Raw genomic sequence first — 19,602 nt, forward strand, 5'->3', positions numbered from 1 at the left:
GGTGAGCATGCGCATCGTCAACCAGACACAACTGACGGAAGTGCTGGCCGCGCTCCCCCCGGAGGGGGTCGGCAGGCCCCTCGACGACAGCGCCGACTACGCCTGGCTCGACGAGCAGATGATGAAGATCGGCTCGCTGCAGCACGGTGGAGTCGACTGGGAGGGCGCCGAGACCCGGGCCGTGCGTCTGCTGAGCACCACTGGCAAGGACCTCAAGGTGCTCGGCCACCTGCTGCACTGCCTGCAGCGAGGCGGCGACGGCGTGCGTTTTGCCCTCTCGCTGCGCCTGCTGGCAGGGAGCCTCGAGCAGTGGTGGGACCAGGCCTATCCCTATGGCGGCGCCCAGGGCGAGCGGCTGCGCCCGCGGCTGTTCCGCCAGTTCACCCAGCGCGCCCTGGGCTTGGCCGAGACGCTCGATTTCGACAATGCCGCCGATGAGCACCAAGCCTGCGAGGTCGCCCTGGAGGCGCTGCTGGAGGCGGCCAGGACTCGCGAACTGCCGGACGAGGCGCTGATCGATCTGCAGCGCCAGCTGCGCCAGGCCCGCCCCAGCCGGGACGCGGCACACGCCTCGCCCGCGACGTGCAGTGCGCCAGCGCAAGAGTGCCAGACGGACAGCGCGACTTCGCCGCCAGCCAAGCTGCCCGAGATGCGCCTGGAGGCCGGCAACGAGCGCGGCAATCGCCAGGCGCTGCTGAAAATGGCCGACTTCCTCGGCGAGCAGAACCCTGGCGACCCGCTCGGCTATCGCCTCCGGCGCCATGCCATCTGGCACGTCATCCAGGTGCTGCCGGCCACCCGCGACGGCGTGCGCTCCGAACTGGCGCCGCCTTCCGCCGATCGGGTGGCGGAGTATCGCGAGGCGCTGTCCCGCGGCGGTGACGCCGCGCTGTGGCAGCGCATCGAGAACAGCCTGGCGGTGAGTCCCTACTGGCTCGAGGGGCATCGTATTAGCGCCGGCGTCGCCGAGCGGCTCGGGCACCCACGCTGCGCCGCCGCCATTCGCGACGAGGCGAGCCGCTTCGTGGAGCGTCTGCCCGGCATCGAGGCGCTGACCTTCAACGACGGCAGCCCCTTCGTCGACGACGAAACCCGTCATTGGCTGCAGGCCGTGCGGGCCGGTGCCACGGCAGGGGGGCAGGCGGGCGGCGGCGACCCCTGGCAGGAAGGCCTGGACGAAGCCCGTGAACGCCTGGCCGCGGAAGGACTGGAAGCGGCCCTGGCGGGCCTCGACCGCGGCCTGGCCGAGGCGCGTTCGCCGCGCGAGGTCGCCTACTGGCGGCTGGCCAGCGCCGACCTGCTGGGTGATGCCGGGCTGGCGGCGCTGGCCGCCCAGCACTATCGCGCGGTGCGGGCGTCGCTGGCGGGCCTGGGCCTCGAGCAGTGGGAGCCGGCGCTGCTCGAGCGCCTCGAGCGCACGGTGGAGAAGGGCAAATGAATACGAACCGAATGCGACATCACCGACACCGCAGTGTGTCCGACAACGTTATCAACAGGGACGAGGGCCAAGCCTCATGTGGAAAAGTGTGAAGTCCGGTCTGAGTCGCTGGGTACCCGGCGTCTCACGGGCACAAAGCAACGCCAACCTGGCCAAGGCGCACGGCAACAAGGCCCAGGGCCTCGGCAAGCAGGCGAGCAAGCTCACCGCGGTGCTCTGGTGGCTGCTGCTGGCGGCGCTGGTGGCCGCCATCTGGTGGCTGGGCCCGATGTGGCAGGTGCGCGACAGCTATCCGCTGGCGCCCTGGCTCAACCGGCTGCTCGCCACCCTGGCGCTGGCCACCTTGGCCGCCCTGGTCTGGGGTATCCGCCTGGCTCGCCGGCTGCGCGAAGTGAACGACGAACGACGCCAGAACGAGCGGCGGCAGCTCGACCCGACGCTGGTCCAGGTGGAGCAGCAGGAGGCGAGGCTGAACGCCACCCTTCACGAACTGCTCGACAACCTCGGTGCCGGCCCCGGCGCGCGCTACAAGCTGCCCTGGTACCTGGTGATGGGCGTGGAGAACGCCGGCAAGACCAGCCTGATCAACCGTTCCGGCCAGAATTTCTCGCTGACCCACGTGATGAAGGCGTCGGGCCAGGGCAAGAAGGGCAACCAGTTCGGCTTCGACTGGTGGATCGGCGACAAGGCGGTACTGATCGACCCCGACGGCGAGCTGCTGACCCAGGGGGCGCTGGAGGGCGGGGAGCCCCAGGAAGTGCAGAGCCGGTTGTGGGATCACTTCGTCGGCTGGCTGGAGCGCAACCGTGCCCAGCGTCCGCTCGACGGCGTGGTGCTGGTGCTCGACCTGGCGCGGCTCAGCGATGCCCGGGTGGCGGTGCGCAAGGCCTATGCCTCGCTGCTGCGCGCTCGCCTGCGTGAGCTGATGGAACGCCACGGCGCCCGCCTGCCGGTCTACGTCACCTTCAGCAAGATGGACCTGCTGCATGGGTTCGATGACTTCTTCCGCCACTACTCCCGGGCCGCCCGGCGTGCACCGCTCGGCTTCACCTTCAGCGCCGAGAGCCTGGAGCACGTCGATCAGTGGGTCGACGAGTTTGCAGACGCCTACGACGCCATGCTCGAGCGGCTCAACCGCAGCCTGCCCACGCTGCTGGCCGAGTGTCGCGACCGCGAGGAGCGCGAGTCGGTATTCCGCTTCGTGCGTCAGCTCGCCGGCCTGCGCGACGTGCTGCATGGTTTCCTGCACGAGGCGCTCTCCAGCGACCGCTACTCCACCGCCGCCATGGTGCGCGGCACCTACTTCACCTCGGTCTACCAGCAGGGCGTGCCGGAGGATCCCTTCGTCGACGCCGCCGCGCGCCGCTACGGCATGGCCGACACCACCCAGCCGGCCCACCGTGCCGCACGCAGCGCGCTCTACTTCACCGAGGAACTGTTCGACAAGGTGATATACCCCGAGGCGGGGTTGGCGGGTGACAACGCCCGCGCCGCCCGGCGTCGGCGCCGTGTGCGGCGTGCCAGCGCCTTCGCCTGCCTGCTGGCCGGGCTGGGGCTGGTGGGCGGCTGGAGCCACTTCTATCAGAAGAACACCCAGGCCTTGGCGGCGGTCGAGGAGAAGGCCCAGGACTTCCTGGCCGCCCAGCCCGACGAGCTGCGCAGCGACGACCCCACCGGCTATGCGCTGCTGGAGCCCCTCGACCGCCTGCGTGCCGCCACCCTGGAGTTCGGCGACTACCGCGAGCATCTGCCGTGGCTGGCCGACATGGGACTCTACCAGGGCCATGCAGTGGGACGTGAGGTGGAGGACGCCTATCTGGCGATGCTGAGCTACCATTTTCTGCCCTCGCTGATGATCGGCATCATGGACGACATGAATCGTGCCGAGGCGGGCAGCAACGACAAGCTCGCCCTGCTGCGCGTGCTGCGCATGATGTCCGATGCCAGCGGCCGCCAGCCGGAGCGGGTCCAGGATTTTATGGCGCGGCGCTGGCAGCGCGCCTTCCCCCAGCGCGGCAGCGTCCAGGAGCGCCTGCTCGAACATCTCGCCTATGCCATGGCGCATACCGATCTCGAAGGGCGCGTGGCGGCCGGCGATCGTCATGCCGAACAGGCCATGGCGGCGCTGCGCGGCAGCCTGCAGGCCGCCCAGGAGGAACTCTCGCGCCAGCCGATGGACGAGCGCGTCTATGCCACCCTCAAGGCCAACAGCGGCAGCCGCAGCGGTGCGGCGCTCGACCTGCACCAGGGCGTCGGCCCGTCGTTCAATGCCGTGTTCATGGCCCGCGACGACGAGCTGGAGCGCCTGCGGCTGCCGACCCTGCTGACTCGCGACGGCTTCGAGGGCTATTTCCTCAAGGAGATCGAGCAGGCCACCGAGCTGGCATTGATCGACCTCTGGGTGCTGGGCCAGCGCGACGACATCGTCTTCAGTGCCGCCGACGAGCGCCAGCTGCGCGATGCCCTGCACGAACGCTACGTCAGCGACTATCACGTGATCTGGCGCCAGGCACTCGACGACCTTTACCTGGTGCCGCTGCCCGACATCGACCAGGCCGTAGTGGTGGCCGACACCCTGCTCGGCGCCAGCCGGCCGTTGGACCGTCTGCTCGGTGAAGTGGCCCATCACACGCAGCTCTATCCCGAGCTGCCGGTGGACGACGAAGTCGCACGCCAGGCGCTGGAGCGCTCGCCGCGCTATCGCCTTGCCGGTGAGATCGAGCGTAACTTCCGCGACCTCAACGGCCTGCTCGAGGCCCGCGGCGACAACCCGGCCGACATCGCCGAGATCAAGGTCGCCATCGGCGAGCTGCGCGACTACCTGCGCGAGGTGCAGGGCGCCAGCGACCCGGGCCGTGCGGCCTTCGTCAGTGCCCGCGACCGCCTGGCGCTGCGCGGCGGCGACCCCATCCACAACCTCAAGCGCATTGCCGAGAACACCCCGGCCCCGGTGGACCGCATGCTCGAGAGCCTGGCCGACCAGAGCTGGCAGCTACTGATGGCCAGTGCCATTCGCCATCTCGAGCATCAGTGGCTCGACGAGGTGGTGGCGCCCTACCAGGAGCGCCTGGCAGGCCGCTACCCGCTGGTACCCAGCGCCTCGCGTGAGGTGGCCCTGAACGACTTCGAGGCCTTCTTCGCCGCCGGCGGCATTCTCGACCGCTTCTACCAGGACAACCTGCGCCCCTTCATCGAGGAAGCCCCCGAGTACCTGGTCGACGCCGAGGGCAGCCCGCTGCTGCGTGACAGCGTCTTTACCGCCATCCAGCGCGCCGAGCAGATCCGCCAGGCCTACTTCGGCCGCGACGGCGTGCTCGACGTGGAGTTCGCCCTGGAGCCGGTGAGCCTCAGCCCCGACAAGCGCCGCAGCGTGATCAATATCGATGGCCAGATCATCGATTACGCCCACAGTGCCAGCTCACGGGTCTCGATGATCTGGCCCAACGCCCTGCGCGGCGGCAACGAGAGCCGCATCACTCTGGTGCCGAGCCAGGTCAACCGCTCGCCGCGCAGCCTCAGCCGTGATGGCGCCTGGGCCTGGTTCCGCCTGCTCGACGAGGCCGAGATCACCAGTGCCAGCGAGCGCGACCTGGAGCTGCGCTTCCAGGTCGACGGCGGCTCGGCGCGCTATCGCCTGTACGCCACCGGCTCGCGCAACCCGTTCACCCGCCCGCTGGTGGCCGGCTTCCAACTGCCCACTGCGCTGTATGCCGAAGGAGGTTTCGATGTTGGCAGCCTTTAAGCGCCTGTTCGCTAGCGAACGCCAGAAGGCGGCACCTGCCAGCGCGGTAGAGGAGACGAAGGGGCTGGAAGCGGCCGCGATGGAGGACATCGAAGGCTTTCTCGAGGCCGCCCGGCGTGCCGATACCCAGGGGCACTCGCCCTGGGTACTGCGCGATGAGGCCCGCCTGACCACGCTGCGCCGGGCACTGGAGTTCACCGTGCAGCGCGGCCAGTGGCTGCAGCGTGACGGCGGCAACATCGCCCGCTGGCAGGGCCGGCTGCTCAAGCTGCGCCACGGCGAAGGCCCCTCCCTCGGCATGCTGCTGGCTTGCCGGCCGGATGACGAATCGGCCTGGCAGCTGCGTTTCTTCTTCGTCGAGAAGGAGTGGCAGGGCAGCGGCCACGGCGCCCGCCTGCTGCGGGCGGCGCGCCACAGCCTGAGCGGCGTGCCGCTGAACGTACGGCTGCCCCTGGCCTGCCAGGCCGCCGTACGCAGCCTGGAGGAAGCTGGCTTCCAGCGCATGCATGTAAACGCCTTCGAGGTGGCCAGCTTCGAGGCGCCCGCCGAGTGGGACTAGCCCGCAGCCAGCACGCATAGACAGGAGAACGATCGATGGGACGCAAATTCGTACTCGTGGGTGACATCGGCACCGACCATGACGGCTTTCCGCCGACGCCGGTCACCGCGGGCAGCCCGACCGTGCTGATCGACGGCAAGCCGGCGGCGCGCCTGGGCGACCCCCTGGCGCCGCACGACAAGCCCAAGCACCCCACCCACCCGCGTGCCATCGCCGAAGGCTCGGGCAGCATCCTGATAGACGGCAAGCCCGCCGCCCTCACCGGCCACGCCGTGGACTGTGGCGGCGTGGTGATCGGCTCCGCCAGCGGGGAGGGCAGCTGACGTGGCCAATCAAACCGGACTCCAATTCACCCTCGAGCTCGCCGGGGCTGACTCGGCCGACCTGGCGGTGGTCGACTTCTCCCTGGAAGAGGCGCTTTCCGCGCCCTTCACCCTCAAGCTGCGCTTCGCCAGCCGTAACGGCAGCCTGTCGGCCACGGCGATACTCGATCGCCCGGTGACCCTGACGATCTGGCAGGACGGCGAGACGCTGCGCCGGGTCAACGCCATCGTCAGCGAGTTTGGCCGCGGCGACCGCGGCCACCGCCGCACCATGTACTCGCTGGTCGCCCGCCCGGCGCTGTGGCGCCTCGGCCTGCGCCACAACTCGCGCATCTTCCAGCAGGCCTCGCCGCTCACGGTCATCAATACCCTGTGCGACGAGCGCAGCCTCACCGATATCGCCTTCGCCGCCACCCGGGAACCGCAGGAAAGGGAGTACCTCACCCAGTACCGGGAAACGGATCTCGCCTTCCTGCAACGCCTGGCCGCCGAGGAGGGGCTGTTCTACTTCCATGAGTGCTTCGAAACCGACGGCGACACCCCCAGCGCCGCCCACCGCCTGGTGTTCGCCGACGCCCCCCAGGCGCTGGCCCACCTGGGCGAGCGCAGCTACCACGGCCGTGCCGGCGGTACGCCGCCCCAGCGCCACGTACGCAAGCTCCAGCAGCTCGCCCGGGTCGCCCCGGCCTCAGTCACGCTCAAGGACTACTCATTCAAGAACCCCGCCTATGCGCAGCTGCACGAGCATGTGGGCGATGAGCTCGAGGCCCATGGTCAGCGAGACGACTACGAACACTACGACTACCCCGGCCGCTACAAGGCCGACGCCTCCGGCGCGGCCTTCACCCGCATTCGCCTCGAGCACTTGCGCAACGACGCCCTGACCTGCCGTGCCGAAAGCGACCTGCCCGAGCTCGCCCCGGGTACGCGCTTCACCCTCAAGGGCCACGACCTCAGTGAACTCAACCGCGACTGGCAGGTGGTGGAGGTCACCCACCATGGCAGCCAGCCCCAGGCGCTGGAGGAGGACGGCTTCACCCAGGGTGATGCGGCAGGGTTGGGGCAAATGACCAAGTTCGACAACACCCTGGTGCTGACCCCCGCCGACCGCGCCTGGCGCCCCAAGCCCAACCCCAAGCCCCGGGTCGACGGCCCGCAGATCGCCTTCGTCGTCGGCCCCGAGGGCGAGGAGATCTATTGCGACGAGCACGGCCGGGTCAAGGTGCAGTTCCCCTGGGATCGCTACGCCGAACCCAATGAAACCGCCAGCACTTGGGTGCGCGTCTCCCAGGGCTGGGCCGGCGGCGGCTATGGCAGTATCGCCATTCCGCGGATCGGCCACGAGGTGGTGATTTCGTTCCTGGAGGGCGACCCCGATCAGCCGCTGATCACCGGGCGCACCTACCACGCCGTCAACACGCCGCCTTACGCGCTGCCCGAGCACAAGACCCGCACCGTCCTCCGCACCCAGAGTCACCAGGGCGAAGGGTTCAACGAACTTCGCTTCGAAGACCAGGCCGGCGAAGAGCAGATCTGGCTCCACGCTCAGAAGGACCTGGAGCTGCTCACCAACAACGACCGCACCGAAGAGATCGGCAACGACAGCTTCCTCACCGTGCATCACGACCGTATCGGTGAGGTCGATGCCAACGATCACCTGACGGTGCACGGCAGCCGCCACACCCAGATCGACGGCGACGACCACCTGATCGTCGACGCCAGTCGCCACGAGAAGGTCGGCCGCGCGCAGCTCGTCGAAGCCGGCCAGGAGATCCACCACAAGGCGGGCATGAAAGTGGTGATCGAAGCCGGCGCCGAGATCACCCTCAAGGCCGGCGGCAGCTTCGTCAAGCTCGACCCCAGCGGCGTGACCATCGTCGGCAGTCAGGTCAAGATCAACTCCGGCGGCAGCCCCGGCTCCGGTTCAGGCCAGGCGGCCCAGGCACCGGCGCTACCGCGGGAGGCGGAGGCAGCGCCCGAGTTCACCCCGGTTCAGGCGCCTCAGCATGCGGCATTGCTACAACAGAAAGCGCTGTGTCCCGTATGCGAAAAGGATGGTAGCGCGTGACGGATATGGTGAGCTGGTTGTTTTCCCAAGGGCTGACGGGTGGCCCGTGGCGTTGGCCCGTCGAGCAGCACGTATACCTGCTGCTCGACGGCGTGCGTATCCAGGAGCTACCGCGTCGGCTTTATGAATGGTCCGAAGGGCTGTTGGAGGCCGATCTGCTCTACGCGGGAACCCCTTGGGCGGCGGTCAGTAACGTTTCTCCTTGGCTGGTACGGCTATCTGGTCCTGATGACCCGGTATTGCAGCGTTTCCTCAAGGAAGGGCTCGAGCCGGAATGGGGTTATCTCATCATCAGCCAAGCCAGCCTGCTGGAAGTGGCCGATCATCTGCGCCGCCTGGTGCAGGTCGTACACCCCAGTGGAATTCCGATGCTACTGCGCCTGGCCGATCCAGCCGTCATGTCAGCTCTGCTAACCGCTGAAAGCTCACCGGCACATGTCCCTTGGGGGGCTATCGATCAGATGGTCGTGCCCAATGCCGTGACGGAAGAGTGGGGCTATGGGTCGCCCGCTCAAGTGCAAGCTGACCCTATTGCACTAGACAGCGAAGGCTACCGGCTGTCAGAAGTGCAGCTTGCCCGGCTCCAGGCCTGCGATCTGCGTCGAGATACACGCCAACTGCTGAGCTTCGTCGAGCGTCATTGCAACGACTGGTTGCCGGACACGCCGAAGTCGCAGCGATATGCCTGCCTTGAGCGGGTTATCGGCGAAGCCCGCGACATGGGCTTCAACACGCCTCGCGAATGGGCGCTGCTGTGCACCCTGATGGCACGGCTAGGAACCCTGACCTGGCATGACCATACCGACACCCCTCTTTATCACGAGCTGAGCGATAGACGCCTGGGCGGAATCGAGCGTCTCGAGGCTGCTTTGAGCGCGGCCACAACCTCACAATCCCATGTTACGACATAGGAAGCATGTCACATGTCTGCCTTCGAGCGACCCAATGATGACCGCGACAACGGCGCACTGGCCGCCTATGAGCTTCCCTGCCGAGTTAGCGACGAAGGCGCGACCTGCCCGCTGATCAGCGGCAAGGTGCAGCTGCTGCCGCTGCGTTATGGCTTGGTCGAGGAGCTGGTACCCGGATGTTCCACGCCCTACACCCTGAGTGCGAGGCCGCTGGGCATTCGCCTGCTGCGTAACGGCTATCTCTATGTACTTGATGGCGAGACCAACGAACTCGCCGAGTACGAGTTTCGTGAACAAGGCGATGAGATTACCGGTGGCAAGCTCGAATACGAGACGGATCGGACACTCTACGTCTGCTTCTCCGAAGTAAAGTGGACCGATGCCAAGCGTGCCCAGGTACTGGAGAGCGAGGAAGATCGCGATGCCTTCATGCAGGCAGTCGACCTTTCCGGCGCCAACCCCGTTTCCGGTGGCGGGGAGCACCTGCTCACCACTGCCCAGGCGGAAGAGTGGGTGGCGGAATTCGCCGAAGAGGTCGAGCTGGAGCAGCCCGAAGGCGGCCATGAGCAGGAAGGCGAGGCCTACCACTGGGAAAACGACCATTACTACCACAAGTCTCGCCTTGGCAAGCTACTCAAGCAGCATGAGGTCGAGGACCGTGACGAGTGCCTGTGCCTGATTGTGCGCGACGATATCGGAGTCATGCGCGATCTGGCGATGTATCAGGACAACGTGGTGGGGTGGCATGAAGCCTGGTCAACGGAGGAAGGGGGAAAAGCAAAACGGGATTACGTGCTGGGCAGCTACATCGACTCATTGATTACGGTAAACGAAGACAGACTGCTGCTCCGTGCTCAAGGAGGTGATCAAGAAGTGGTCGCTCTATTGGATGATACCAACGAAGATCAGAGGCAGACCATCTATGACCATCTAATTGCTCGGAGAGATCATCGGGGTGCGATCCCCATGGGAACAGAAGCGCATTGGCGACATGAGCGTTTTTCAGACAATGAGTATGTTCAAACATTTCTAGCCATGCACGATGCCTTGGGTGAAGGGCTCTATACAAAACACAGAGATTTGATCAATCGTCTCAACCTTGAGACCTTCCATACCTTGAATGGGCGTAACCTCGGCCAGCGTGGCATTAACCAACTGATCGATCGCGGCCGGATGGAGCAACGCTTGGAGGCCGAGGGTGCGAAGCTATCCCGCTGGAGTGCAGCCCTCGATGCCTTGAGTCATGATCGTGCTGACATGCTATGCCAAGGCCTCTTCCACAGGGCCGCCTGGTATTTCGATCCTCAGGACGAAGTGCAGCTAGAGCTGGCATTCATGGCCCAATATTCCTGTACTCGGGATATCTGCCGCAACGACGAAACCATCGACAGGATCGGTGACTGGTTGGAGCAACATCCGGAATACGATCGGCCGCTCTTCCACACCCTCTCACTACAAGATCAAGGCGCACTGGCTATCGAACTAAGCGGCCTGGTCTCGGCGAGCTACGGTGTGGGAACGCGCTCCATCGAACTGCTAGAGAATCTCGAAGAGTGGGCGAATCGCCTGCACCAGCTAGAACAGGGCAAACTGCCCGATATCGCTGAACTGCCGGAACATATACGCTCTACTGCCATGCTGTCCCAGGAAAACCTGACGCCCGCAGTTAGCCGTGGTATCGCGCGCTCTATGGAAACGCTTGCACAGGCCTTGGATGGAGCCGGCTCTTTGCCTCCGCTTGAGGAAATTTTTCGTGATCTACCCAAGGCTCTGGGTCAACGCTTGATGAGTGCCGCCCGGGAAGGGCGCATTACCTTCCAACTTGCCAATGAAGGCGAAGTGGCAAACTTCCGCCGTTTGCTGCAGCAAGTATTGGCATTGAGGATCAACTTAGGGCGCTTGAATAGCCAGACCTCTCAGATGCGTGATCGTAGGCAGCATGGCACAGAGAACTACCACCACCTGGAGCAGGAAAAAAGGCAGGTTCAACAGCGTCTCACTCCCTTGGAAGAGCAGTTGGCCCGGGCCATCAGCCCGGTGGAAGAGTTGCCAGCCGATGCTGAGCGTCTCGCTTCTCCAGGTGAAGCTTCTAGTGCGGGTAAAGCGCGCGCCGGACTTATCGTGGCGGCCGCTGGCGGCGGGGTTACCAGTACGCAGCTACAGCAGACGGGAAGCATGATTCGCAATATGAGACAGGGCTACCGCTCGGCATCGCCAGTGGCGAAGGGTGGCGATGCCTTGTCTCTGCTGGTTTTCCTGGCCCAAGCGGTCAATCTTTGGGCGACGATCAAGGAGTCGAAGCGCTCCGGGACTTCCGATCTATTGATGGAGAGTGAGGAGTCGAAACTCTCGCAGGCTTTTTTTGGCACGGCAGCGGCAGGCTTGTTGGCTGCTCAGGCAATCGGCCATACCGCTCTCTCCAGCCATGCCCAGGCAATGACTCAAGCCCTAGGTGAAAATGCTTCGGGCACCAAGGCCGTCTATTCGCAGATGGGGCGCCTGCATCTCGTGATTGGTTTTGCTGGCTACCTTGCCGGTTTTGTTGCAGCGCTCTATAGCCTTGGCAACGACTTCAGCAACTGGCAGTCGGCGCTTCGCAGTGACAACCGTGTCGCCCAATATGGCGCCCTTACCGCTGCAGGCGGCAGTGCCGGATTGGCAGGCAACTTCGGTTATGGGTTTTATAGATCCGCCGATACAGGCATCGCTGTATTACGTCGGCGCATTACCCTCGAGGTGGCAGGCAAGTACCTGGGCCAAGTGCTGGCCCGGGTCAATCTGCTGGGTCTTTTCTTCTTCCTGCTCCAGTTGGGCGGCACCTGGGTCTACAACCGCTACAACCTCGATCGGCACGACCGCTGGCTGGAAACCACGCCTTGGGGCGCTGCCAGCCGGGATGCCTCTCTGGAGGCCTATTCCGACGAGCTGCTCTCCATTAACCAGGCGGTGCATGCCACCCTGGCTAGACGCGACGACCAGTATAACGTGGGTATCATACTGCCCAGCCTCGCCAAGGAGGCGTTTCAGACTCCCTTGGGCGGGCGGCCCACGGTACGGATTTCCTTCCAGGCCTGGCAGATACACCCCGAGCCCCGGCATCGCCGTGCTGGGCCGGGGCCGGCGCAGCCAGGTGAGCTATGGAGTCCAATGACCGGGGACTTTGGGCCTTCCCTGCGCTTGCTTACCACAGCTAGCACAACGGGAGTCGCCATTCGGGGTGTTATGCCTCCACGACGCTTTACGCCGGAACACTATGCGGTGGCCGTTCGCCTGGAGCGCTTGAATGATAATGGGGAGTACCAGACCAATGCCCATGACATTCAGCTGATCTATCTGAATCCCTCGCTGGGCACGGGGCCGGGTTCTCACTACCAGCCAACCGATAGCATGACGGCACCCATCGAGCCCAATGGCTGGTACGCTATCGATCCGCGCACCATGGTAATGAATCCGTAAACGGGAGCCTACATGGCCAAGAAAAAAGGCCTTATGAGGCCTGACCCAACCAAACCACAGCAAGCTGGCAATATTGAACGCTTGCCAGGTGGCAGCATCACCTTTCTGGCGCCTCTACCCCTCCCAACGGGAGAGCCGGCGCTTAACGAAGGGGCTGTCAGTGAACTCAATGACACATGGCTGGACTATGGAGCCGGCTGGTTCGGGGTATTTGGCAACCAGCTGTTGTTAAGTGGCATGTCCATAATGACTCTCATGATCATTGTCCTTTTTCCAATGGTGCTTTACCCATTTGTGCCAGAGCGGGTGTTTCATGCCTTTGTCGATAATGCTGTAAGAGATGCAATACTTGTAGTGTTGCTAATACTGTTTTTGGGCATCTTTTTAACGATAAAACACTTCCATATCAGGAAAAATTCTATTCCGGCACGCTTTCATCGCCAACGACGTGAGGTATGCTTCGTTCCGGAAAAGAAGAACGGTGATGGACATGAAGCGCCGGTTTTTGTGCCCTGGGAATCACTTCGAGCGTGGGTGTTTGAGACGCGAGGCGTCACTCAGTATGGTGTGCAGCAGCAGTACGGCATGGGTATCGGCTATGTGCTGCCCGGCACCGACCAGTGGGTGAAAACGGAGTTCATGACGCCGGCCCTGCCTTTGGCCCTTGCCGAATGGGAGGCGCTCCGCGGCTATATGGAATACGAGATCAACTCGCTCGACGAGATCCAGACCCCCCTTGCCATCCGGGAAGAAGGCGATCCCCCCTGGGAGGGAGCGCATACCATTCGCAACGCCCATCGCCGGCTTCACCGGCGCCGCCGTAACGGAGAGGTAGGCTGGTTCTATACTTTGGGTTGGTACCTCTATCACCTGCTCACTTTCTGGACCCTGCCGGGCTACCTGGCTGAGTTGGAAACGTGGCTACTCAGACGCTCCGGTACCAAGTCACTGCCACCGGAGATGGTGGAATGGTCCAAGCCACTCCCCAAGGAGCAGTGGGCCAAGCCCAGCGAGGAGCTGGTGCGTTTGTCGGAAGAGGTTCGGCGGATTCGCCAACGCGACCCGCAGCGGTCCATCGAAAAAGTGTTCGCCGAGGCTTATCGTCGCCAGGGAGTCGAAGCCTGACGATGACCAAGCAACGCAAGGTTTTTCTGGGCCCCCCTCAACCTCAGCGCGCAGTCTAACAGCGCAGCGAGAAGTTCATCGAGAAGGGCGACATCGAGGACCACCATCGTCGCGCTCGGCTCACATGCCCTGCCGTTAGTGGCCAACGTGGCCTGACGGTCAATTATCTTGGCTAAGACAGCAACGAAAAGCCCGGCCTTGCGGCCGGGCTGGATCTTCGCTTCCTTACACATCCTCCTCGGGCATCCTTCCACCCCGAGCATCCTTGGATATCGAGTCTTCCTGACTCGGTCGTCCCTGCCTGAGCCTCCGTGCCCAGTACGGTTTCATTCTCCAACACGACGTGGCTTGCCGCATTAACCTGTAGCAAGTCACGTGCATCCCCTGGCGTGCGCTTCATTTCCACTTGATGTTGCAGCCCATGGAGGGCATCTGCTTGGCATCCGGTGCCTGACCGGCCAGTACCGCATCCGCCGCGGCACGCAGGTCCTTGCCGGTTATCGGCGTTTCCTTGCTGGGGCGGCTGTCGTCGAACTGGCCGCGGTAGGCCAGCCGATGGTCCCGGTCGTAGAGGAAGAAGTCCGGGGTGCAGGCGGCCTGGAAGGCGCGGGCCACGTCCTGGGTTTCGTCCACCAGGTAGGGGAAGTCGTAGCCGCGTGCCTGGGCTTCCTCGACCATGCGCTCGGGGCGGTCGGCCGGGTGCGCCTCAAAATCGTTGCTGTTGATGGCCACTATTGCGAGGCCCCGGGCTCGGTACTCGCGAGCGAATTCGGCGAAGGCATCGGCGATGTGTTTCACGAAGGGACAGTGATTGCAGATGAAGGCCACCAGCAGGGGCGTGTCGCGGAACTGCTCGCTGTCGACTTGTGCTCCGTGGGGGTCGGGCAAGCGAAATGCGGGCAGTGTGCTGCCCAGTTCCGTCATGTTCGAAGGCGTCAGTGACATGGGTGCGAAGCCTCCTGTTGGTTTGAGGACTTACTGGTTGAGGGTTTTGTCCAGCAACAGCAATGCAGACTGCCACGAAGCGGCATCGGCGGCCGCGTTATAACCCAGTGGCAAGTCGAACTCCTTGGCCAGCGCGTCGGCGCCGGGGTTCGTGAAGCCGTGGAGGGCCTGGGGGTAATTGATCACGTCGATATCGGCTCCTTGTGCTTCGAGCGCTCGCGCCATGGCCGACAGGTCGTTACGTTCGACGAGCGAGTCTGCGCCGCCATTGTGGATCTGCACGACACCGTTGAACTCGCCGCGTGCAGAGGCGGCCTGGGTGGGGCCGCCGTGAAAGCTGATGACGGCCTCGAGCGGCATGCCGGACAACGCCATGTTCATGACCACGCTGCCTCCAAAGCAATAACCGAGGGCCGCCATGCCGGTATCCGCCACGGCAGGATGCTGGCGCAGCTGAGACATCGCCGCTTCGAACCGGGCGCGTGCGGCTGGCCAATCCTGCATGACCTGCGAGGAGAACTCGCCCGCCTGATCGGGGTGCGTGGCGACCTGCCCGCCGCCATACATGTCGACGGCCAATGCGACGAAACCCAACGCGGCGAGCTGATCGGCACGAGCACGGGCATAACCGTCGAGCCCCCACCACTCGTGCACCACCAGGACGGCCGGCCGCGGCTTGGTGTCGTTGACGTTGCGGGCCAGGTACCCCTGATAGGTCTGACCCCCGGTCGTATATTCGAACGTCTCGCCTTCGACGCGAGGCCCCCAGGAGGTGATGAGTTCCGATTCCGACTCAGGCTCCGACTCGGTTTCGGCCCCTGTCGGCAGGCTGCTTTCCTGAGCCATGGCCGGGCCTGTCATCGACCCTGCGATCAGGCACAAGAGCATGAGTAATGGGCGCATGCGAAGCTCTCCTTGCTCGTTTTTCTTGGTGACGTCGCGGAGACGGAAGGCGTTTGTCTTCCACCCTTTACTAACATAGCCGCCCATGGAGGTCCGCGTATACCGCCCACGCCTGATGCCTTCGGTCGGGGCCGGTATGCCTGGGAGCAGACAGCATGACGCCGCGGACCTTATCGGCTCGCGGCGTGCGCCCAAACGAAAGCCCGGCCTTGCGGCCGGGCTGGATCTTCGCTTCCTTACTTCCGCCTCGAGCTCCCTTCCGCTCGAGCTTCCCTGGATCGAGTCGTCCTGACCCGGTCGTCCCTGGCTGAGCCTCCGTGCTCAGTACACCCCTACTGTGCCAACTCGAGGAGCCCGGCGACGTTAACCTGGGACAAGTGGTGTGTAAGAAATTGTCGATCAGGTTTGTAGGAAATAACTTACAAAAGATCGCTAAAGGCCACGGAGGCATTGGCCGGCCGTCGACGAAGGCGGGTTTTGGGTAGTGGCCCCTATCCGCTTAGCCCCCGAACGGCAGCACCGCGGCGTATACCGCGAAGTAGTGGCAGGTACTGCCGCCGAGCACGAACAGGTGCCAAATGGCGTGGTTGAAGGGAATCGCGCTGATGGCGAAGAAGATTACGCCCAGGGTATAGGTAATGCCGCCGGCCGTGAGGAGGGCGATGCCGGCGGTGGGCAGGCTGGCGCTCAGCTCGTCGCCGGCGAAGAGAATCAGCCAGCCCATGATCAGGTAGATCGCCACCCGCAGCACGCCGAAGCGGTGTGGCCAGGCGAGTTTGCAGGCGATGCCGGACAGCGCCAGGCCCCAGACGACGGCGAGCAGCGTCCAGCCGGTGGGGCTACGCATGTTGACCAAGAGAAAGGGTGTGTAGGTGCCGGCGATCAGCAGGTAGATGGCGCAGTGGTCCAGGTGTTGGAATACGCGCTTGAGCCGTGGATGGCGCACGCCGTGGTAGAGCGTCGAAGCGGTGTAGAGCAGCACCAGGGTCACGCCGTAGAGGCTGATGCCGACGATCTTCCATGGATCGACGTGGGCCGCCATGCAGGCCAGCACCAGCAGCACGATCACGCCGGCCAGGCTCAGCGCCGCGCCGATGCCGTGGCTGATGCTGTTGAGCAGCTCCTCGACGAGGTGGTGGCGATGACCGCCTGAGCTTCCGGTGGGTGGCATGGGCGTCTCCGTCTGGGCGCCCCGATGCCGTTCCGCTCAGGGCTTGCGTTCGATATCCACGTCGCCGGCCTGGGTGAAGTCGCCCAGCGCCATCATGTGGCCCAGCTTGCCGGCCTTGGTGGAGAGATACTGCTCGTTATGAGGATTGAGACCCGTAGTCAGCGGTACGCGTTCCGCAATGGTGACGCCGGCCTGGGTCAGGGCGTCGACCTTGCGCGGGTTGTTGGTCATCAACCGCAGGCTAGTAATGCCCAGGTGCTCGAGCATCGGCACGCAGAGGTCGTAGCGGCGCAGGTCGGCGCCGAAGCCGAGCTGCTCGTTGGCCTCCACGGTGTCGGCGCCCTGGTCCTGCAGGTGATAGGCGCGGATCTTGTTGAGCAGGCCGATGCCGCGGCCCTCCTGGCGCAGGTAGAGCAGCACCCCGCGCCCCTCGTCGGCGATGCGCTTGAGCGCTTCTTGCAACTGGTAGCCGCAGTCGCAGCGCATGGAGAACAGGGCGTCGCCGGTCAGACACTCCGAGTGCACCCGGCCGAGTACCGGCTCGCCGTCGGCCACGTCGCCCAGCGTCAGGGCGATGTGGTCCTTGCCGGTGGCCTCGTCCTCGAAGCCGTGCATGGTGAAGGTGGCCCAGGGCGTGGGCAGCCGGGAGGCGGCGATGAATCGAATGGTCACGGGGTACCTCGGTCAAGACCACGGCGATGCCGGAAGTGAATCCCGCATTCTAGCAGGAACGGCGGCCCGGCTCACGACTGTGCGGCGCTGGCGAACCTGGCCCGGGTCAAGCCGAGCGAAAAATGATGCGCTACAATAGGCCGACATTTCCTGTGGATGACTGACTGCATGGATCTCAAGAACGATCGCTTTCTGCGCGCCCTGATGCGTCAGCCGGTGGACCGCACGCCGGTATGGATGATGCGTCAGGCCGGCCGCTACCTGCCGGAGTACCGCGCCACCCGCGCCGAAGCCGGTGACTTCATGGACCTGTGCCGCAACCACGACCTGGCCTGCGAGGTGACGCTGCAGCCGCTGGAGCGCTATCCGCTGGATGCCGCCATCCTGTTCTCGGACATCCTCACCATCCCTGACGCGATGGGGCTGGGGCTCTACTTCGAGACCGGCGAGGGGCCCAAGTTTCGCAAGCCGGTGCGCTCCGCCGAGGATGTGGCGGCGCTCACGCTGCCCGATGCCGAGCGCGACCTGGACTACGTGATGCGTGCGGTGGCGACCATTCGTCGCGAGCTGAACGGCCGCGTGCCGCTGATCGGCTTTTCCGGCAGCCCCTGGACGCTCGCCACCTACATGGTGGAAGGCAGTTCGAGCAAGGACTTCCGTCACGTGAAGACCATGCTCTACGACACGCCCAGCGTGATGCACGACCTGCTCGATACGCTGGCCAGCGCGGTGACCGATTACCTCAACGCCCAGATTCGCGCCGGCGCCCAGGCGGTGCAGATCTTCGACACCTGGGGCGGCGTGCTCTCCACGCCGGCCTATCTGGAGTTCTCGCTGCGCTACATGGAGCAGATCGTCGCCGGGCTGATCCGCGAGCACGAGGGTAAGCGCGTGCCGGTCATCCTGTTCACCAAGAACGGCGGCCAGTGGCTCGAGGACATCGCCCTGGCGGGGCCGGATGCGGTGGGCATCGACTGGACCACCGAGCTGTCCGACGCCCGCGCCCGGGTGGGCCACAAGGTCGCGCTGCAGGGTAACCTCGACCCCAACGTGCTGTTCGCGCGTCCGGCGGCCATTCGTGCCGAGGTGGGGCGCATCCTCGACAGCTACGGCCACGGGCCGGGGCACGTGTTCAACCTGGGTCACGGCATCAGCCAGTTCACCGACCCGGACCGCGTCACCGCCTTCATGGAGGCGCTGCACGAGCTGAGCCCGCGCTACCATCGCGCCATCCAGCACCACAATGCCTGAGGTTCGCTGGCTGCGGTGGCTGGCCTGGGGTGAGGAGAGAAAGCGGCACCGCCTGTGGGCGGTGCTGGCCGTGCTGGCCGCCGTGGTCATCGCCTTCGGTAGCCTGACCCCCGGTGACGAGATGCCCCGGACGCTGCCGTGGGACAAGTTCAACCACTTCGTTGGCTATGCCGGCCTGGCGGTTCTGTCTGGCCTGGCCGGGCTGCCACTGGTGCGGGCCTTCATCGCCGTGACGCTCTACGGTATCTGCATCGAGTACCTGCAGGTCCCGGTGCCGGGGCGCAGCGGCGGCGACTGGGCCGACATCCTCGCCAACAGCCTGGGCGCGGCAGCGGCCGTGCTGTTGCTGGCAGCCATCAGGCGCTATTGGCAGCGACCGTAAGTCACCGACCCCCCGAACGACGACGCCCGCCATCGGCCGATGGCGGGCGTCGTCGTCTCTGGAAGCGGCTCGCTTACGGCACTTCGGCGCGCTCGATGATCACGGGCTCGCGCGGCACGTCCTGGAACGGGCCACGGCTGCCGGTGGGCACTCGCTTGATGGCATCGACCACGTCCATGCCCTCCACCACGCGGCCGAACACCGCATAGCCCCAGGCCTGCCCGGAGTGGGTGCCCTGATGGTCGAGGAAGCGGTTGTCGTTGACGTTGATGAAGAACTGCGAGGTGGCCGAGTGCGGATCGCCGGTACGCGCCATGGCCAGGGTGCCGCGCTCGTTGCGCAGGCCGTTGTCGGCCTCGTTGCTGATCGGCGCGCGGGTCGGCTTCTGCTGGAAGTCCTGGTCGAAGCCGCCGCCCTGGATCATGAAGCCGTCGATCACGCGATGGAACAGGGTGCCATCGTAGTGACCCTCCTGGGCGTAGGTCAGAAAGTTCTCGACGCTCTCGGGGGCTTGATCATGAAAGAGTTCGATGGCGATGGGGCCGTGGTTGGTGTGCAGCACCACGTCGGCAGCGTTGGCATGGGCGGCGGCCAGCGGGAGGCTGGCGGCGGCGAGCAGGGAGAGGAGAGTTCGCTTCAGCACGGGAGCTCCTGTT

Annotated in this window: 15 protein-coding genes; 10 read left to right on the plus strand and 5 right to left on the minus strand. The window is 64.9% G+C overall.

Features of this window, described 5'->3' with window-relative positions:
- Positions 1 to 7 precede the first annotated feature (7 nt).
- From tssA to HNO51_RS20915, 8 genes are all read left to right on the plus strand, one after another.
- On the plus strand, positions 8 to 1,438 hold the full coding sequence (gene tssA, locus HNO51_RS00515; protein WP_197449154.1) for a type VI secretion system protein TssA: 1,431 nt from the start codon (positions 8 to 10) through the stop codon (positions 1,436 to 1,438).
- A gap of 88 nt (positions 1,439 to 1,526) precedes the next feature.
- Positions 1,527 to 5,180 (plus strand): type VI secretion system membrane subunit TssM, encoded by a 3,654-nt coding sequence (gene tssM / locus HNO51_RS00520; protein WP_242597172.1) that lies wholly within the window; start codon positions 1,527 to 1,529, stop codon positions 5,178 to 5,180.
- On the plus strand, positions 5,164 to 5,739 hold the full coding sequence (locus HNO51_RS00525; RefSeq protein WP_197449156.1) for a GNAT family N-acetyltransferase: 576 nt from the start codon (positions 5,164 to 5,166) through the stop codon (positions 5,737 to 5,739). The genes tssM and HNO51_RS00525 overlap by 17 nt, the downstream gene beginning before the upstream one ends.
- 35 nt (positions 5,740 to 5,774) lie before the next feature.
- Positions 5,775 to 6,062: a type VI secretion system PAAR protein gene (locus tag HNO51_RS00530; protein WP_197449157.1), complete on the plus strand. Its 288-nt coding sequence runs from the start codon at positions 5,775 to 5,777 to the stop codon at positions 6,060 to 6,062.
- 1 nt (position 6,063) lies between these two features.
- Positions 6,064 to 8,130, plus strand: coding sequence for a type VI secretion system Vgr family protein (locus tag HNO51_RS00535; RefSeq protein WP_197449158.1), 2,067 nt, complete (start codon positions 6,064 to 6,066; stop codon positions 8,128 to 8,130).
- A gap of 5 nt (positions 8,131 to 8,135) precedes the next feature.
- Positions 8,136 to 9,041, plus strand: coding sequence for a DUF4123 domain-containing protein (locus HNO51_RS00540; protein ID WP_234283692.1), 906 nt, complete (start codon positions 8,136 to 8,138; stop codon positions 9,039 to 9,041).
- Positions 9,042 to 9,053: 12 nt separating this feature from the next.
- Complete coding sequence (locus tag HNO51_RS00545) at positions 9,054 to 12,497, plus strand: toxin VasX (protein WP_197449160.1); 3,444 nt, start codon at positions 9,054 to 9,056, stop codon at positions 12,495 to 12,497.
- A gap of 12 nt (positions 12,498 to 12,509) precedes the next feature.
- Positions 12,510 to 13,622 (plus strand): DUF6708 domain-containing protein, encoded by a 1,113-nt coding sequence (locus HNO51_RS20915; protein ID WP_234283666.1) that lies wholly within the window; start codon positions 12,510 to 12,512, stop codon positions 13,620 to 13,622.
- 396 nt (positions 13,623 to 14,018) lie between these two features.
- Here the strand turns inward: HNO51_RS20915 and HNO51_RS00555 are convergent, their stop codons facing one another.
- The 4 genes from HNO51_RS00555 to ribA form a co-directional block, all read right to left on the minus strand.
- Positions 14,019 to 14,567, minus strand: a complete 549-nt coding sequence (locus HNO51_RS00555) for a thioredoxin family protein (RefSeq protein WP_197449161.1) — start codon at positions 14,565 to 14,567, stop codon at positions 14,019 to 14,021.
- A gap of 30 nt (positions 14,568 to 14,597) precedes the next feature.
- Positions 14,598 to 15,470: a dienelactone hydrolase family protein gene (locus HNO51_RS00560; protein WP_209538249.1), complete on the minus strand. Its 873-nt coding sequence runs from the start codon at positions 15,468 to 15,470 to the stop codon at positions 14,598 to 14,600.
- A 499-nt stretch (positions 15,471 to 15,969) separates the two neighbouring features.
- A complete protein-coding gene (gene trhA / locus HNO51_RS00565) occupies positions 15,970 to 16,641 on the minus strand; it encodes a PAQR family membrane homeostasis protein TrhA (RefSeq protein ID WP_197449163.1) in 672 nt (223 codons plus the stop codon).
- Between the two features lie 36 nt (positions 16,642 to 16,677).
- On the minus strand, positions 16,678 to 17,313 hold the full coding sequence (gene ribA, locus HNO51_RS00570) for a GTP cyclohydrolase II (protein WP_197449164.1): 636 nt from the start codon (positions 17,311 to 17,313) through the stop codon (positions 16,678 to 16,680).
- Between the two features lie 168 nt (positions 17,314 to 17,481).
- Between ribA and hemE the strand changes: the two genes are divergently transcribed.
- On the plus strand, positions 17,482 to 18,564 hold the full coding sequence (hemE, locus tag HNO51_RS00575; protein WP_197449165.1) for a uroporphyrinogen decarboxylase: 1,083 nt from the start codon (positions 17,482 to 17,484) through the stop codon (positions 18,562 to 18,564).
- Positions 18,557 to 18,946 carry a VanZ family protein gene (locus HNO51_RS00580; RefSeq protein ID WP_197449166.1) on the plus strand — a complete coding sequence of 130 codons (390 nt, stop codon included), beginning with the start codon at positions 18,557 to 18,559 and terminating at the stop codon, positions 18,944 to 18,946. Before hemE ends, HNO51_RS00580 begins: the two co-directional genes overlap by 8 nt.
- A 73-nt stretch (positions 18,947 to 19,019) precedes the next feature.
- Here HNO51_RS00580 and HNO51_RS00585 read toward each other — a convergent pair whose 3' ends face one another.
- Positions 19,020 to 19,541, minus strand: a complete 522-nt coding sequence (locus HNO51_RS00585) for a peptidylprolyl isomerase (RefSeq protein ID WP_209539143.1) — start codon at positions 19,539 to 19,541, stop codon at positions 19,020 to 19,022.
- Between the last annotated feature and the right edge of the window lie 61 nt (positions 19,542 to 19,602).

The organism is Billgrantia sulfidoxydans (assembly GCF_017868775.1).
Lineage (GTDB): Bacteria > Pseudomonadota > Gammaproteobacteria > Pseudomonadales > Halomonadaceae > Halomonas > Halomonas sulfidoxydans.

Bases quoted from the DNA above. Each gene is read 5' to 3' on its own strand.
- tssA (WP_197449154.1), top strand. From the start codon at position 8: ATGCGCATCGTCAACCAGACACAACTGACGGAAGTGCTGGCCGCGCTC.
- HNO51_RS00525 (WP_197449156.1), top strand. From the start codon at position 5,164: ATGTTGGCAGCCTTTAAGCGCCTGTTCGCTAGCGAACGCCAGAAGGCG.
- HNO51_RS00530 (WP_197449157.1), top strand. From the start codon at position 5,775: ATGGGACGCAAATTCGTACTCGTGGGTGACATCGGCACCGACCATGAC.
- HNO51_RS00540 (WP_234283692.1), top strand. From the start codon at position 8,136: ATGGTGAGCTGGTTGTTTTCCCAAGGGCTGACGGGTGGCCCGTGGCGT.
- HNO51_RS00545 (WP_197449160.1), top strand. From the start codon at position 9,054: ATGTCTGCCTTCGAGCGACCCAATGATGACCGCGACAACGGCGCACTG.
- HNO51_RS20915 (WP_234283666.1), top strand. From the start codon at position 12,510: ATGGCCAAGAAAAAAGGCCTTATGAGGCCTGACCCAACCAAACCACAG.
- HNO51_RS00555 (WP_197449161.1), bottom strand. From the start codon at position 14,567: ATGTCACTGACGCCTTCGAACATGACGGAACTGGGCAGCACACTGCCC.
- HNO51_RS00560 (WP_209538249.1), bottom strand. From the start codon at position 15,470: ATGCGCCCATTACTCATGCTCTTGTGCCTGATCGCAGGGTCGATGACA.
- trhA (WP_197449163.1), bottom strand. From the start codon at position 16,641: ATGCCACCCACCGGAAGCTCAGGCGGTCATCGCCACCACCTCGTCGAG.
- hemE (WP_197449165.1), top strand. From the start codon at position 17,482: ATGGATCTCAAGAACGATCGCTTTCTGCGCGCCCTGATGCGTCAGCCG.
- HNO51_RS00580 (WP_197449166.1), top strand. From the start codon at position 18,557: ATGCCTGAGGTTCGCTGGCTGCGGTGGCTGGCCTGGGGTGAGGAGAGA.